The sequence below is a fragment of the Flavobacterium sp. LK-23 genome (assembly GCF_058135255.1).
Window position 1 is genome coordinate 562,261 of record NZ_JBYUVT010000001.1, and the last position, 16,590, is coordinate 578,850.

The 16,590-nt window shown below is 32.5% G+C and carries 10 protein-coding genes; 4 read left to right on the forward strand and 6 right to left on the reverse strand.

Annotation, left to right across the window (positions count from 1 at the left end):
* Window positions 1–81: 81 nt before the first annotated feature.
* Complete coding sequence (locus AC3Y25_RS02400; RefSeq protein ID WP_489901613.1) at window positions 82–231, forward strand: hypothetical protein; 150 nt, start codon at window positions 82–84, stop codon at window positions 229–231.
* A gap of 14 nt (window positions 232–245) precedes the next feature.
* Here the strand turns inward: AC3Y25_RS02400 and AC3Y25_RS02405 are convergent, their stop codons facing one another.
* The 3 genes from AC3Y25_RS02405 to AC3Y25_RS02415 all read right to left on the reverse strand — a co-directional run bounded on the left by AC3Y25_RS02405 (window position 246) and on the right by AC3Y25_RS02415 (window position 4,981).
* A complete protein-coding gene (locus AC3Y25_RS02405) occupies window positions 246–854 on the reverse strand; it encodes a hypothetical protein (RefSeq protein WP_489901614.1) in 609 nt (202 codons plus the stop codon).
* A 160-nt stretch (window positions 855–1,014) separates the two neighbouring features.
* Window positions 1,015–4,380: a transcription-repair coupling factor gene (mfd, locus tag AC3Y25_RS02410; RefSeq protein ID WP_489901615.1), complete on the reverse strand. Its 3,366-nt coding sequence runs from the start codon at window positions 4,378–4,380 to the stop codon at window positions 1,015–1,017.
* Window positions 4,373–4,981, reverse strand: coding sequence for a hypothetical protein (locus AC3Y25_RS02415; protein ID WP_250834491.1), 609 nt, complete (start codon window positions 4,979–4,981; stop codon window positions 4,373–4,375). Before AC3Y25_RS02415 ends, mfd begins: the two co-directional genes overlap by 8 nt.
* Window positions 4,982–5,302: 321 nt before the next feature.
* On the opposite strand from AC3Y25_RS02415, the gene AC3Y25_RS02420 reads away from it, so the two are divergent.
* Together AC3Y25_RS02420 and AC3Y25_RS02425 are read left to right on the forward strand one after the other, a co-directional pair.
* The gene (locus AC3Y25_RS02420) at window positions 5,303–6,241 is read left to right on the forward strand and encodes an L-threonine 3-dehydrogenase (RefSeq protein ID WP_489901616.1); all 939 of its coding nucleotides are present in this window, start codon (window positions 5,303–5,305) and stop codon (window positions 6,239–6,241) included.
* A gap of 175 nt (window positions 6,242–6,416) precedes the next feature.
* Complete coding sequence (locus AC3Y25_RS02425; protein WP_489901617.1) at window positions 6,417–7,616, forward strand: DUF418 domain-containing protein; 1,200 nt, start codon at window positions 6,417–6,419, stop codon at window positions 7,614–7,616.
* Between the two features lie 87 nt (window positions 7,617–7,703).
* On the opposite strand, the gene AC3Y25_RS02430 is transcribed toward AC3Y25_RS02425, so the two are convergent.
* From AC3Y25_RS02430 to AC3Y25_RS02440, 3 genes are all read right to left on the reverse strand, one after another.
* Entirely contained in the window at window positions 7,704–9,584 is a 1,881-nt protein-coding gene (locus tag AC3Y25_RS02430; RefSeq protein WP_489901618.1) for a M1 family metallopeptidase, read from the reverse strand.
* A gap of 64 nt (window positions 9,585–9,648) precedes the next feature.
* On the reverse strand, window positions 9,649–11,286 hold the full coding sequence (locus AC3Y25_RS02435; protein ID WP_489901619.1) for a S8 family peptidase: 1,638 nt from the start codon (window positions 11,284–11,286) through the stop codon (window positions 9,649–9,651).
* Between the two features lie 238 nt (window positions 11,287–11,524).
* Window positions 11,525–11,701, reverse strand: a complete 177-nt coding sequence (locus AC3Y25_RS02440; protein WP_489901620.1) for a hypothetical protein — start codon at window positions 11,699–11,701, stop codon at window positions 11,525–11,527.
* A gap of 259 nt (window positions 11,702–11,960) precedes the next feature.
* Between AC3Y25_RS02440 and AC3Y25_RS02445 the strand changes: the two genes are divergently transcribed.
* Complete coding sequence (locus tag AC3Y25_RS02445; RefSeq protein WP_489901621.1) at window positions 11,961–16,589, forward strand: T9SS type A sorting domain-containing protein; 4,629 nt, start codon at window positions 11,961–11,963, stop codon at window positions 16,587–16,589.
* Window position 16,590 lies beyond the last annotated feature (1 nt).

A 16,590-nucleotide genomic window follows, 5' to 3' on the forward strand; every position in this document is an offset into this window, starting at 1 on the left:
ATAACCAACAAAATATCTTTATAAAATAAAAATAATACTACAAATTAGTCAATATTGAACTTAAAACTGTTACTTTACAACATGAAAAATACAATAATAACTAAGGAAGCCATTAAACAAGCCATTATCAAAATGAGAGATGATAAGGTTGCTGTACGCTCTTTTTTACAAGGAAAAACTTCTGCAGAAACCTTAACTTCAAAAGGTATCAAGTTTATTAAAACAATATAAAATACTTTAATTCCTTAATAGAATTGTTTCACTGTTTCTATATCTCCCGTTGTTTGATCAACAAATAAATAAACTACTCCATCATCATGAAAGATGTCACAATTCTTAATATCAAATTGTCCTAAAAAGAAAAGAGGATTTTCATCTTTTATAATCCAAATTGGGTTTTGAATCCATTTTGGTGGTTTCGTTTGATATTTAAATAAAGTTAAAAAACGATCTTTCATCTCTTTTTTCAATTCTGATTTAGATTTATTTACTTCTACTGGCAAAATGTACTTTTCAATAAAATCTAAATCTGCATCAATATATTTTGGTTGTGAATCTAAGATAAGACCATAATCGTCACTATATTTTGTATATTGATTAAATTTAATTCCTTTCTGAGTAAAGAATAATTGTATTGCCCCTTGCACATTTAATCTTCCTGATATACTTTGCAATTTTTGTTCAGCGATATATAAATAAATGGTTGAACCTGCCATGTAGGTTCCTTGAAGATTTATTGTTTCATCGGAAAGTAATTCGCTAAACTTTGAATTTTCAAAGAAATGCTTTTCAAAAACTTTTGGAGAAATAACTCCTTCCACAAAATCCTTTAATATTTTTATCTCCTTTTCCATATTAGTTTTAATCGTTTAGTAAACCTGCAAATTTAATTTCATTAAAAAATAAAAGACTCACTTAAAAGACTTTAAAACAATAAATAAAGACAATATTCCTAACAAAAAAGACTTCCGATTTTAAATCAAAAGCCTTTATAAATATTTATACGTTGTTATTTTACTCCTCAAACAACTCCATCAACTCCAAAGCACGTTTTATCGACTTCACATTTTCAAAAGTCAATAACAAGCGTAATCCATTTACGGTTTGTTTTTCTTTCATTTTGCAAAGATTACTATGCTTTTGAACAAAGTTTAAAACATTTCTAAACTTCACCGATTGGTAATAGTCTGACTGCTGATCGGACACAAAATAACCAATCATTTTGCCTTGTTTCAAAACCAATTTCTCGATTCCGACTTTTGTAGCAATCCATTTTATTCTAATGCTGTTTAACAATGCTGTTGCTTGTTTTGGCAATGGCCCGAAACGGTCAATTAATTTTTTCTCAAATTCCTGTAAACCGGCTTCATCTTTTATTGCTCCTAACTCGTTGTATAAAACCAAACGTTCCGAAACGTTATTGATATATTCATCTGGGAATAATAATTCGAAATCGGCATCGATTTGAATATCTTTTACATACTCTTTTGTATCGATATCATTTTCTTCAGGATACAAATCTTTGAATTCGTTTTCCTTCAATTCTTCAATGGCTTCATTCATGATTTTCTGGTACGTATCAAATCCAATTTCGTTAATGAAACCGCTTTGTTCTCCGCCCAATAAATCTCCTGCACCACGAATCTCCAAATCTTTCATGGCAATATTGAAACCACTTCCCAATTCGCTAAATTGTTCCAAGGCCTGAATACGTTTTCTGGCATCTTCGGTCATTGACGAATACGGCGGACAGATGAAATAACAGAATGCTTTTTTGTTGCTTCGCCCTACTCGACCGCGCATTTGATGCAAATCTGATAATCCGAAATTATTGGCATTATTGATGAAAATCGTGTTCGCATTTGGAACGTCTAAACCACTTTCGATAATGGTTGTTGCTACCAAAACATCAAAATCACCGTTCATGAAACCTAACATCAATTCTTCGAGTTTAGCACCGTCCATTTGTCCGTGGCCAATTCCGACTCTCGCATTTGGAACCAAACGCTGAATCATTCCAGCCACTTCTTTTATATTTTCAATTCTATTATTGATAAAGAAAACCTGTCCGTTTCTCTGAATTTCATACGAAATCGCATCACGAATAATTTCTTCATTAAAACCAACAACATTCGTTTCAATCGGATATCGATTTGGCGGAGGCGTTGTAATTACCGATAAATCTCGAGCCGCCATTAATGAAAACTGAAGCGTTCTCGGAATTGGCGTTGCTGTCAAAGTTAACGTATCAACATTTGCAGCAATGGTTTTGAGTTTATCTTTTACATTTACTCCAAACTTTTGTTCCTCATCAACAATCAATAATCCTAAGTCTTTAAAAACTACATTTTTATTGACCAATTGATGTGTTCCAATTACGATATCTAGTTTTCCTTCGGCTAAATCTTTTAAAGTCTGTGTTTTCTGTTTTGCAGTTCTAAATCGGTTTAAGTAACCAATTGTAACCGGCATATCTTTTAATCGTTCCGAAAAAGTTCTATAATGCTGGTACGCTAAAATAGTAGTCGGAACCAAAACAGCAACTTGTTTACTATTATCTACCGCTTTAAAAGCAGCACGAATCGCAACCTCTGTTTTTCCAAAACCAACATCACCACAAACCAAACGATCCATTGGGCGATCGCTTTCCATATCGGCTTTCACTTCTGCCGTTGATTTCATTTGATCTGGCGTATCTTCATAAATAAACGAACTTTCCAATTCGTTTTGAAGATAACTGTCAGGCGCAAACTGAAATCCTTTTTCTAAACGGCGTTTTGCATAAAGCTGAATCAAGTTGAACGCAATATGTTTTACGCGCGCTTTGGTTTTTTGTTTTAAAACTTTCCAAGCGTTCGATCCAAGTTTATAGATTTTAGGAGGCGTTCCGTCTTTTCCGTTGTATTTTGAGATTTTATGAAGCGAGTGAATGCTCACATACACAATATCATTATCGGCATAAACCAATTTTATGGCTTCTTGGATTTTGCCTTCAACCTGAATTTTTTGCAACCCGCCAAACTTTCCAATTCCGTGATCGATGTGTGTTACATAATCACCAACCGAAAGTGCCGTTAATTCCTTAAGCGTAATATTCTGCTTTTTAGAATATCCGTTTTTGATGTTGAATTTATGATAACGTTCGAAAATCTGGTGATCGGTATAAGCCGTTATTTGATTTTCTTCGTCAATAAAACCTTGGTATAAAGGCAATACAATGGTATGATATTGCTTTCTTATATTTTCTGAATTGGCTTCATCTAAGCTTTCAAAAATATCGTGAAAACGTTTTGCCTGCGTATCATTCGAACAAAACAGATAATTGACATATCCGTTAAAATGATTTTCACTCAGATTATTCAGCAATAAATCAAATTGTTTATTGAAAGATGGCTGAGGCTGAATATGAAATTCGATTTTTTTAGTGGTTTTAAAAATCGGTCTTGAAGCCAATTCTACCACCGAAAAATCTAAAGCGCGTTTAATAAACGAAGCCTGATTTAAGAATAATTGCTCTGGCGTGGCGTGTTTTATTTCTTTCGACAATTTCTCAAAAGCTTCTTCTGCTCTCGCAAATTGTTTGTCTAACTGACTAAAAAGTCCGTCGGTATTTTGAATGAAAAGGACTGTCTTTTCAGCAATATAATCTAAGAAGCTTTCTCGGTTTTCCTGAAAAAGCTTGTTCTCCACATTTGGGATAATCGTGATTTTTTTATGTGTTTCGACAGATAATTGCGTTTCCACATCAAAAGTTCTGATGCTGTCTACTTCGTTTCCAAAAAACTCAATTCGATACGGATGATCATTTGAGAAAGAGAACACATCGACAATTCCCCCACGAACAGAAAATTCGCCAGGTTCTGTAATGAAATCTACTCTTTTGAATTCGTATTCAAATAAAACTTCATTAATAAAATCAATCGAAATTTTATCGTTTAAAGCCACTTTTAAAGTGTTTTTATCGAGTTCTTTTCTCGTAACAACTTTTTCAAAAAGTGCTTCAGGATACGTAACAATTATAGCAGGTTTTTTTCTTGAATTAATTCGGTTTAAAACCTCAGCACGAAGCAGCACATTGGCGTTGTCCGTTTCATCAATCTGATATGGACGGCGAAATGACGCTGGATAAAACAATACATCTTGTTCTCCAATCATTTGCTCCAGATCGTTTAAGTAATATGCCGCTTCTTCCTTATTGTCTAAAACAATCAGAAGAGGCAGTTCGGTTTTCCTGAAAACAGAACGTATTATAAAAGAAACAGCAGATCCCAACAATCCGCTGATATTCATTTTTACCTGATTTCCCTCCAGTAAACTTTTAGCAATCTGCTCGGCTTTTGGCAGATTATCGTAGGTTGTATATAAGGCGTTTTTACTCAACTTTTGGTATATTTTTATCTAAAGGCGGTGCCGAACTCGGAATCGCGCGTGTTGTGTCTAACATTCTAAGGAAATCTTCTTCTCCTTGTTCTTTAGGAATTTTGGCTTTTTCGACAATTTTATCCATTTGTCTTTCCAAAGAAATCAGCTCTTTATTGATTTCTTGTATCAAAAACACCACTTTATCATCTGGAATAGTACTCAAATGAATAAATAAATCCAGCATTTTAATTTTAGTAATCAAAATAGAAATACGGCTTTTGATCTGTGGCTGATTAAATTGAGCCGGAATATTATTGTTTAAAGCCATTGCTTTCTTAGAAATCGCAGCCGATTTTTTCTGAAAAGCCCCAATGGTCTTTCTAGGCTTTTCTGAAATTTCTTTATTAAATTCACGCCACTCTGTCCATGAATTCAATTGCGATTCTGAAATCTCATTAATGGGTTCGTCTAGAAAAGTCCAACCTTTATTTATGTTGTTAAAAATAGCTTCTTTCTTTTTTGCTTCTTTTGCATTTTCTGCAAGGCGTTTTTCATTTTCATTTTGGCAAGAAAATAACACAGTTGTCAAAAGCAGAAAAAGAGATATTTTGTATTTCATTTATTAAAATGTTAGGCTGCAAAGTTACGAAGTAAATTTACAATTACGAATTCTGTTTTTTGCTAAAGATTCTATAAATCAAGGTTATTTTTTCGTCTTTTTATCCTTATCAGAAAATCAATTTTAAAAAAAATCATTTGATCATTATATCAATAAAATAGCGCTTTTTCGCGGGATTCTTAAAAAGGCACAAAGACACACTCTTAAAAGAGAATAATATAACAAACAAACTTTTAAATTATTGAATTTATAATTTATTATTCAAAAAAGCGCAAGTAATTGCGAAAACGTTATATTTGTGTCTCTAAAAATCATCATGAAATGAATCCTAAAATATTGATCATTGGCGCCTGCGGTCAGATTGGAACAGAACTGACGCAGAAACTGCGCAAAATATACGGAACCGAGAATGTTATCGCTTCTGATATTCGAAAATTAAATACTGATGTTGTTAATTCGGGACCTTTTGAAGTGGTCAATGCTTTAGATTTTAATCAGATCGAACATTTGGTAGAAGTGCATAAAATTACAGATGTCTATCTAATGGCGGCACTTTTATCGGCAACTGCTGAAAAAAATCCAGCTTTTGCTTGGGATTTGAATATGAATTCACTTTTTCATGTTTTAAATTTAGCTAAAGCCAAAAAGATTCAGAAAATTTTCTGGCCGTCGAGTATTGCGGTTTTTGGACCAACAACTCCAAAAGAAAATACGCCTCAATATACCGTAATGGAACCTTCTACAGTTTACGGAATTAGTAAACAAGCAGGCGAAAGATGGTGCGAATACTACCATAATATTTATGGTGTAGATGTTCGCAGCATTCGTTATCCAGGTTTAATCAGCTGGTCTACTCCTCCAGGCGGCGGAACTACAGATTATGCTGTTGATATTTTCTATAAAGCAATTGCCGATAAAAAATACGAATGCTTTTTGTCTTCTGAAACCAAAATGCCAATGATGTATATGGATGATGCAATCGATGCGACGATTAATATTATGAAAGCGCCAACTGAAGAAATCAAAATACATTCTTCATACAATTTGGCTGCTATGAGTTTTACTCCAACTGAAATTGCTGCTGAAATTAAAAAACATATTCCTGAATTTGAAATTACGTATAATCCAGATTTCCGTCAGAAAATTGCAGACAGCTGGCCCGCAAGTATCGACGATGCTGAAGCAAGAAAAGATTGGGGATGGAATCATAAATTTGATTTGGAAACTATGACTAAAGATATGCTGGAGCATTTGGCATAATCTGAAACGATAAAATTTTAAAGCGCGTTATTCTAAAAAATAACGCGCTTTTTTGTACATTTTATTTGTAAGAAAAAATATTGATTGTATAATTTATGTACTTTTGATTGCGTTTGAACAATAATCAAGTTTATTCCAAAATCATCAATCAAATCACAACAAAAACATCAATCAAATGACAAATTCTTATTATCCTGTCGAGCAAGGCAAAAGAACTGCAATTGTCGACATCCTTCGGGGCTGGGCTATATTAGGTGTAGCCATTGGCAATTATCTGGATTTTCTATACATCGGTATAGAAAAAGAACTTAAGCATAGTGCTTTCTCTGAAACTCTTCAATTTATTAACCGCTATTTATTTGCGGCAAAATCTTGGACATTACTAACTCTTTTATTTGGCTACGGATTTGCAATTTTGATTAACAATGTTGCTTCTAAAGGAAAAAATCCTGTCGCTTTTTTTGCGTGGCGAATGTTTTTGCTATTTATTTTAGCCTTTATTAATTCTGCTTTTTGGCTTGGCGACATTTTAAAAGATTATGCCTTTTTAGGACTTATATTATTGCTTTTTTACAGATGTTCTGCCAAAACTTTAGCCATTATTTCTGCCGTAATTATACTTACAATTCCTTTTGTAATGGCTTATGTAAATGGTTTAAAAATTGAACATCCTGCAATTGCAACAAATCCAGAATATTTAAAACTGTATTATTCTGGAAACTGGATTGACTTTTTCAGATTCAATCTGCTTGCGTCATTCTACGAACAAATTATAATTCCAGGCTATGCAATTACTGCTCATTATGTAATGTTGGGCTGTATGCTTTTTGGATTTATGCTTCAAAAACTAAACTTCTTCAATCGCTTAACAGAATTAAAGAGACTTTTAAAATCTGTCTGCATCATTAGTTTAGCTGTTGCTGTACTTATCGCAATTGGATTTAATATTGCTATAATATACAAAGCTCCGTTATTAAAATTCTTTCACCCACTTTACTGGTTAGTGTTAAGTACAATGATTTTTATCTCGACTGGAATCTGTCTTTTATACGTCAATGGAAAATTAAAAACAGTTTTCAGTTATTTTAGCGCAGGCGGAAAAATGACATTGACCAATTATATGAGCCAAAATATATTGGCTGGTATTATTTTTTCTGGAATTGGATTCGGAATTGCAGATTCAATGCCGTATTGGTTTTACTTTTTATTGGCTGTTTTCATCTTTATCATTCAATTGTTTATTAGTAAATGGTGGCTTTCAAAATACAATTATGGCCCAATTGAATGGTTATGGAGATCTGCAAGTTATAGAGAATGGGTTCCTTTTAAAAAAGCACAACCAGAAGAGGTTGCTGCTGATATAAAAATGGTCTAAAATTAGAAATTTGGAATAAATTTGAATATAAAAGAAAAGCCCTTAAATTTAGATTTAAGGGCTTTTTTTATATCATAAAAGAGAGATTTACTTCACTTCAAAAACATTATTTGTTTGCTTAACATCAGCCATTAATCCGCTTGGATCGATCGTGATTTTCTTGATTGACGTTTTGTTTTTGTCAATTGTAAAACTATAGTTTTGCTGTGCCCAAGCCCAGTCTTCTAGAACTGTTCTTTTCTCGATCGGGTTTGGATTTGGTTTAATGAAATTCATCATTCTTAAAGGAATGTAGAATGTCTCAGATGTTCCGTCTGTGTAATCTACTTTCAAATCGATTGGCATTGGCATTCTTCCAATTCTTTCTAAAGAAACGGTTGTTTTTCCTGCATTGTCAGCAACGTCTTTGATTCCGTAGTCGATCGTATTGGTTGTTTGTGTCCAATCAATCAAATACCAATCTAACTCAGCTCCAGAAACTCTTTCAGCTGTTCTTTTGATGTCGTTTGGAGTTGGATGTTTGAATTTGAAATCGTTGAAATATCTTTTCAAAGTTGCATCAACGTTTTCTTTTCCGATTACATATTCTAATTGAGAAAGGAAAAGACTTCCTTTAATATAAGAAGAAATACTATACGGACGGTTTTCATCGTAACGATCTCCGTGCGTAGTTTGTGGCTGTTCTTTACCAGAATTTACTAAACTATAATATGCCTTGTAATTTCCTATAAAAGGATTTACTTCTTTTTTGTCTCCTTTTAATTCATTCAAAGCACTGTCTTCGATGTAAGTTGTAAAACCTTCGTCCATCCAAGGGTGTTTTGATTCGTTTGAAGCTAAAATGTGCTGGAACCAAGAGTGTCCTAATTCGTGTGTAGCTGTTCCTAGAATTCCTTCAAGAGTTCCGTTTCCTAGCATTAAAGTACACATTGCGTACTCCATTCCACCGTCTCCACCTTGAATAAATGAGTATTGTTTGTATGGATACGCTCCAACTCTCTGGTTGTAATATTCCATTACTTTAACCATTAACGGTTCTAACTGTTTCCAGTTTGCAGTTGTTTTTTCGTTGTTTTTGTAGAAGAAATGCAAATCGACATCGTTTGGTCCTTTTACAATATCGTGCGTATATTCTTTATCGGCTGCCCATGTAAAATCGTGAACATTTGGTGCAATAAAATGCCAAGTCAACGTTTTTGCTTTTTTAGGATATGTTACCGTTACACCTGCATCTTGATAACCATGCCCAATTGAATTTTTGTCTTGCAAATATCCAGAACCACCAATAGTGTAGTCTTTATCAATTGTAATTTTTACATCAAAATTACCCCAAACACCGTGAAATTCTCTTGCAATGTATGGATCTGCATGCCATCCTTCAAAATCAAATTCAGCCAATTTTGGATACCATTGTGACATAGAAAGTTCTACTCCTTCAGAATTGTTTCTTCCAGAACGACGAATCTGAACTGGAACTTGTCCGTCAAAATCTAGAGTGAAAGTCGTTTTAGAATTTGGTAAAATTGGTTTCGCCAAAGTTACTTCTAAGATCGTTCCAGAAACTCTTGTTTGAGCAACAGCACCATCTTGTTTGAAGTTTGTAATTTTTAAATAACCAGCTTCATTTGGTTTTAAAGTTTCAATACGGCTTTGTTTTACTTCTTTTCCGTCAGTTTGTTTTACTTTGCTTACCATTCTTCCGTCTGGATCTTTAATAAAATGAAGACGTGCATCCATTTCACTTCCTGGTTGAAATGCGTTTGGATATAAATGATAAAATACTTTTTTTAAAGTATCAGAAGAATTATTGGTATAAACCAATTCTTGTTTTCCTTTGTACTGATAGTTTTTTACATCCATAGAAACCTCCATTTTATAGTCAGCGTGCTGCTGCCAATATGGGGCGCTTTGTGCAAAAGCCGAGTTAAAACCTAAGCTTAGGAAAGAAAGTAAAATAATTTTTCGCATGTTTATATGTAATAGAAAATGGAAGAGCGTTAGCCCTTCCATTGGATTAATCGTTTATTCTTGTTTATTTTTTAGACATCTTTTCAGCCATTAATAACGCATTATAAGCATTTACCATCTTTGCTGTTTTTGATGATTCTGCAGAAGAAACCGCAACTGGTTTTTCATCTGGATTCTCACTTTCGCCCAAAACAACCATTGAAGGAAGCGCTACTCCAGAGTCCATTAAAATCTTTTTAACTTGAGCTGCTTTCAATTTTGGATAGTACGAACGAATTAATGCTGCAACACCTGCTGCATTTGGAGACGCCATTGAAGTTCCTTGCAAGTATTTGTATTTGTTGTTTGGCACTGTTGCATAAATTTCTTCACCTGGAGCAAAAACGTCTACGTTTATTTTTCCAAAGTTTGAAAATGGAGCAACAACATTTTCTCCGTACGATTTATTAATCGCTCCAATTGTAATTACATTATCTGCAAATTCTTTTATGTTGTCTTTAGAATCATTTGGATAATTGATGTTTTTTGCTTCATCGATATTGTAACCGTCATTACCTGCGGCATGCACAATTAAAACGTCTTTTTTGGCTGCATATTTAATCGCATCGTAAACCCACTCTTTGTGTGGAGAGAAGCTTTTTCCAAAACTTCCATTGATTACTTTAGCGCCATTGTCTACCGCATAACGAATTGCCAAAGCAATATCTTTATCGTATTCGTCTCCATCTGGAACGGCTCTAACCGTCAAAATTTCAACATTTGGAGAAGCAACTCCGTCTCCGCCTAAATTATTACCACGAATTTGTGCAATAATTCCAGCTACGTGAGTTCCGTGAAGCGCTTTTTCTTTATCTGGACCAAAAACCACATTATTTCCATAATGAGCATCTTTAATATCTTCTGGATTATCGCCTACGATTTTTCTTCCGTCATAATCTTTGTTAAGATTATATTTTAACTGTTCTTCTACATAATCGCTATACTCTGTAAATTGAGCCTCCGGATCAAAAGTTGGTCCTGCATTTGTAAAAATCATAGTCATAGCCCTTTTACTTTCCAAAACATTTGGATCTGCAGAAGTAATTGTACTTAAATCTTCTAATTTATAATCCGTTTTATTAAGCTCTTTTTTAATCGTATTATGAAAAGCCATTAAACGATCTGCTTGCCCTTTATTTTGAAGAGCTTCTTGATACTTCTCTGTATATTGTGCTAAAGCTGCTTTATATTCTGGAGAACCGTCATCGGCTTTTTTCACGATACGTGTCATTTCTAGATTCTCGTGAACGGCATTTCCTAGGAAATTCCATCCGTGAACGTCATCTATAAATCCGTTTTTATCGTCATCGATTCCGTTTCCTGGAATTTCTTTTTTATTCGTCCAAATCATTCCTTGAAGATCTTCGTGCTCGATATCGACACCAGAATCTACAATTCCTACGATTACTTTCTGTCCTTTTTTACCTTGCAGTAATTCAGTCAAAGCTCTGTCTACACTCATTCCCGGAATAGAATCTTTTATCAAATCAAGATGACTCCATCTCTTCAATTCATTTTCGCTAACGGGAGCTTTTTTCACTACTGCTAAAGGAGCCACAATTGGCTGTTTTGGCACTGAAGTTTGTGCTTGTAAAGTGGCATTACAACCTGCTAAAACAAGTAATGCAAACGCAGATAATTTAAGTGGTTTTATATGACTCATATATCTATAAATAATTGTAAAGTTAAAAGATGGGTCTAAATTATGCTTTTTTGTTACAAAATGCTAACTGTTAACAATGTGTTATGAAAATACCGTTGTTTTTAAGTCTTAATTATTTAAATAGTAAAGAAATTTCATCCACAAAAATTTATTTTTTATTAGCCATCAATTTTCTAGCTGAATAAATAAAATAAAAAAATCCGCCATTTTAGAGCGGATTTTCAATATTAGAAATTAATCAACATGAGTAACAACCTTCAGAATGTATATTATATTCAATCCAATCTAAAGGATCGACATCATATTTTCTAGGAGCCGGCCCACCAATTCCACCATTAATTTCTTTCAATTGATCAAATTCAAGTGCTACAACACCTAACTCATCAGCATTTTTAATAAAATCGTCTAAATTCATAATTAATAAAATTTTTGTTTGCCTACTCTTTAGCTTTTCGACATCCGCTATATTTTGCTAAAATATAAAAATTAACTTACAAAAATATATCAATAGAGAATATTTTCTTGTTAAAATAATAAGTGTTTATGGATAGATATATTTTTGGTTTACTATTTACTTAGCAGTGTAAAAAAAATAATATAACGTTTACGGGTTCACGTAAATATTATCAGTTAAAAAGACGTACCATTGCGCGACCTAATTCTAAACATATTCTATGAAGACAAAACTACTCTTGTTGCTGTTTTTGGCAAGTTTTTCTAATTATGCGCAAAACACAAAAATTCCAGATCTTAATTTTGAGAAATTCTTAATTAATGAAAAATACGATTCTGGAGTTCCTGATGGACAAGTTTTAACTGCAAATATTGCTGCCATAAAAACATTAAATGTCAGTGGATTAAATATTAGCGATTTAACTGGTATTCAAGACTTCAAAGCATTAACCCAGTTAATTTGTTCTTTTAATAATTTAACTTCTCTTGATGTTTCGCAAAATACGGCTCTTTTAACTTTAAATTGTTTTTCTAATAAAATAACAAGTTTAAATATTTCAACAAATACGTTATTAGATAATTTAAATTGTGCTAGTAATTTGCTAACTGTTTTAGACATATCGGCAATTCGCAATGTAAGAACATTAAACTGTTACGACAATAAGCTTAAAGTTTTAGATCTTAAAAACAATACTAATCTAAGTAGCCTTAACTGTTCTGCAAATGATTTTACAAATGGACTAAATCTTTTTAAGAATACTTATTTGACATTTTTAAACTGTAACTTCAGCAATTTAACTTCGCTAGATCTTTCAGAAAATAAATCTTTACAGTCATTAAATTGTCAGGGAAATAGTTTGAAAGCATTGGATCTTTCAAAAAATACTGCACTTACATTTGTAGACTGCAGTTCAAATCAATTAAAAAGTTTAAATTTAAAAAATGGAAAAAACACCATTTTAACGACCACTTCTACTTTTAAAAACAATCCAAATTTAAGCTGTATTCAGGTTGACAATGACGTTACTGCAACGGCAAACTGGGGAAATCTAAAAGATGCTGCCGCTACTTATAGCACTAATTGCAGTATAGAAATTCCATATACATCTATTCCAGATATTAATTTTGAGAATAAATTAATTGCTCTTGGCTTTGACTCTGGAGCTCCAGATGGAAGGGTTCCAACTGCAAATATTAACAAAATAACATTCTTAAACGTTTCTTCTAGTTCTATTGCGGATCTTACAGGAATTCAGGATTTTGTTTCTCTGACAGTACTTTGGGCATCACAAAACAAACTAACTAAATTAGATGTTTCAAATAATCTTTTTTTGGAATCGTTAAGTTGTGAGTCTAACAAAACACTTGAAACTTTAAATGTTTCCAAAAACCTTTCTTTAACTCAGCTTTGGTGCTATGGCAATAAAATAACAAATTTAGATGTTACAAAACTGCCTAAATTAGCTACTTTGTATTGCGACAGTAATCCTTTGACAAGTATTGATCTTTCTGGCAATCCAAAATTGGGAAATTTACGTATTAGTGATACTGATATTACCTCTTTAGATTTGAGCAAAAACCCTGCTTTGACTTATTTATACGGCAGAAACAACAGACAATTATCTCAAATAAACTTGAAAAACGGAAACAATAAGATCTTACCAGAGAACGCTCTTATTATATACGACAACTCTATTTTAACTTGTATTCTTGTTGATGATGTTGACTATGCAAATGCAAATTGGGCAAAAAGTAAAGACGCTAGTGTTGATTATTCATTGGTTTGCACAGAACCCGAATATACACTTATTCCTGACATTGAATTTGAAAAAAAATTAGTTAATAATGGTGTTGATTTTGCTTTAGACGGAAGAGCATTAACAAGAAAACTTGCGGCTCGTGAATATTTATATCTAGACGATGCTCCAATTACCGATCTTACCGGACTAGAAGCTTTTACTAATCTAAAAACCATAAATTGCAGCAAAATTAAGGTAAGTAATTTTAATTTTTCAAAAAACACAAAGCTAACAACTATAAATTGTTATAGTAACAATATAACATCTATCGATTTATCTCAAAATTTAGCTCTGACAGATGTAAATCTTTCAAATAATAGTTTAACGGAGATTAATGTTTCAAAGAACACGGCTTTAAAAAATTTAAACGTGTACCAAAATAAAATTACAGCGATAGATGTGTCAAACAATAAAGATCTAATTAATTTATCGATTAGCAATAACCCATTAGGTAAAATTGATGTTTCAGGAAATCCGCAATTAACTTACTTGGGGTGTACAGATAATTCACTTACAACTTTGGATGTAACTCATAATCCGTTGCTAAAAGGACTTGATTTTGAGCGTAATAAAATAACTGATATTGACGTAACTAAAAACCCTGAATTAGAATCTTTAAACACAAGCCAAAATCCTTTAAAGGCATTAAATGTAACTAAAAACACAAAATTAATAGGTTTGCAATGTTATGGCAGCAGTTATGTCTCTAATGGCGGCGGCGGAAGCGGCTCAATTAAATCATTAGATCTTTCTAATAATACTTTATTGAGTACTTTAAATTGTGGCGCTAATCAATTGACTAGTCTTGATCTTACTTCTAATATTCAACTTCAATATTTTAGAGGTTATGGCAATGCTTTTACCGATTTAGACCTGACAAAGAATACTAATTTAGTTGAATTACATGTTGGTGACAATAAACTGAAAACGGTAAATCTTAAAAATGGAAACAACACAAAATTAACTAAAGTTAATTTTCAAGGGAATAAAAATCTAAGCTGTATCCAAGTAGATAATGTTGAATATTCTAATACTAATTGGGCTACTAATAAAGATGCAACTGCAACATTTAATGTAGATTGCGCTTATTCAACATTAATCCCAGATGAAAAATTTGAACAAAAATTAATTGATTTAGGTATTGATACTGATGGAAAGAATGGAAAAGTTCTTACTGCAAACATTTCTACATTAACATCGTTGGACGTTTCATCTGCAGAAATTACTGATTTAACTGGTATCGAAGATTTTAGAAGCTTGGAGTCATTGTCTGCCGACCAAAATAAACTAACCAAAATAAACGTGTCTAAAAACCAAAAATTAGTTAGTTTAAACGTGTCTAAAAATGAAATAACAAAGCTAGATGTAAAAAACAATATCAAACTTGAAAGCATTTATTGCAACAATAACCTCCTTGCTACTTTAGACCTTTCAAAGAATGTATACTTAAAAACTATATATTGTTCTGACAACAAACTGATTTCATTAAATTTAAAAAATGGAAACAATGTTGCTTCTGATCCTGTTGGGCTTAAAAACTTCACAAATAATCCTAACTTAAAATGTATTCAGGTAGATGATGAAACTTATGCGAATTCAAAATGGACTAATTTCAAGGATGCAACTGCAAGTTACAGTTCAAATTGTGAATATTCAACAGCAATTCCTGATCCGAAATTCGAAGACAAATTAATCGCTCTTGGAATTGATTCTGGCGAAAAAGATGGTAAAGTAGCTACCGCTAATATAACTGAAATTACAAGTTTGGATGTAAGCAGTTCTCAAATTACAGACTTAACTGGAATTCAGGATTTTGCTTCGTTAAAGAGCTTAAACGTAAAATCTAATACTCTAAAGACTTTAGATGTTTCTAAAAATACAGAGTTAACAAGTTTAGATTGCTCTTTTAATACATTGACAAGTTTAAGTATTTCAGAAAACAAATCTTTGAGAAGTTTAACTTGTTATTATAACGCATTAACCAGTTTAGATATTTCTAATAATATCGTTTTATACAATTTAGATTGCAGCGGTAATAAAATTGAGTCATTAGAGCTTTCTAAAAACAAAGAATTAATTTTTTTAAATGTTAATAATAACCAGATAAAAAACTTAGATATTAGCAAAAATCCTTTAGTTAGTTCTATTCTTTGTTACAATAATAAACTTCAAACTTTAAACCTGCAAAATGGCGCAAATAAATTACTAACAAGTAATAACGTATCCTTTTCGGGCAATTTGAGCTTGTATTGTATACTTGTTGATGATGTGGCGTATGCCAATAGTACTTGGCCTACGAAAAAAGATGCTATAGCAACTTTTAACACAGAATGTACAGGAGAAATAAATTTACCTGCAAACAACTTTGCTATAGAAACTAAAGGAGAATCTTGTCTTGGTGAAAATAACGGAGAAATCAGTATTGTTGGAAAAGCTTCTTTTGCTTACAGCGCAACGATTAACGACAAGCCTTATACGTTTACTAATAATGCTTTAAAACTTACAGCATTAACTCCAGGAACTTACAATATCAAGATTACGATTCCTGAAATGATTTATGAACAAATTTTTAATGTAACTATTCAAGAAGGTGCAACTGCTACAGGAAAATCTAGCATAAGCGCTAAGAATGTAGAAGTTGAAATTACTGAAGGAACGGCTCCTTTTACTGTATTTATTAATGGTACAGAACAATTTCAAACAACAGATACAAACTTCACAGTTTCTATGCAAACAGCCGGATTAGTTGAAGTGGCAACGGCAAAAGCTTGCGAAGGTATTTTTGCTAAAAAAGTTTCTTCTTACGAATTGGGGACAATACTTGCCGCTTATCCGAACCCAACTACTGGAATTATTGAAATTGAAATTCCAAGCAGTAAAACTGAAGTTGCAATTGAACTATACAATTTTGGAGGCCAATTAGTTTCAAACGGAACTTATTCTATTGAAAACGGAAAAGCTCTTTTAAATCTTGAAAAATTACCTTCAGGAATTTATGCTGCTAAAGTCAATTTAGAAACTCCAGAATACATTAAAATTATAAAAAAATAAA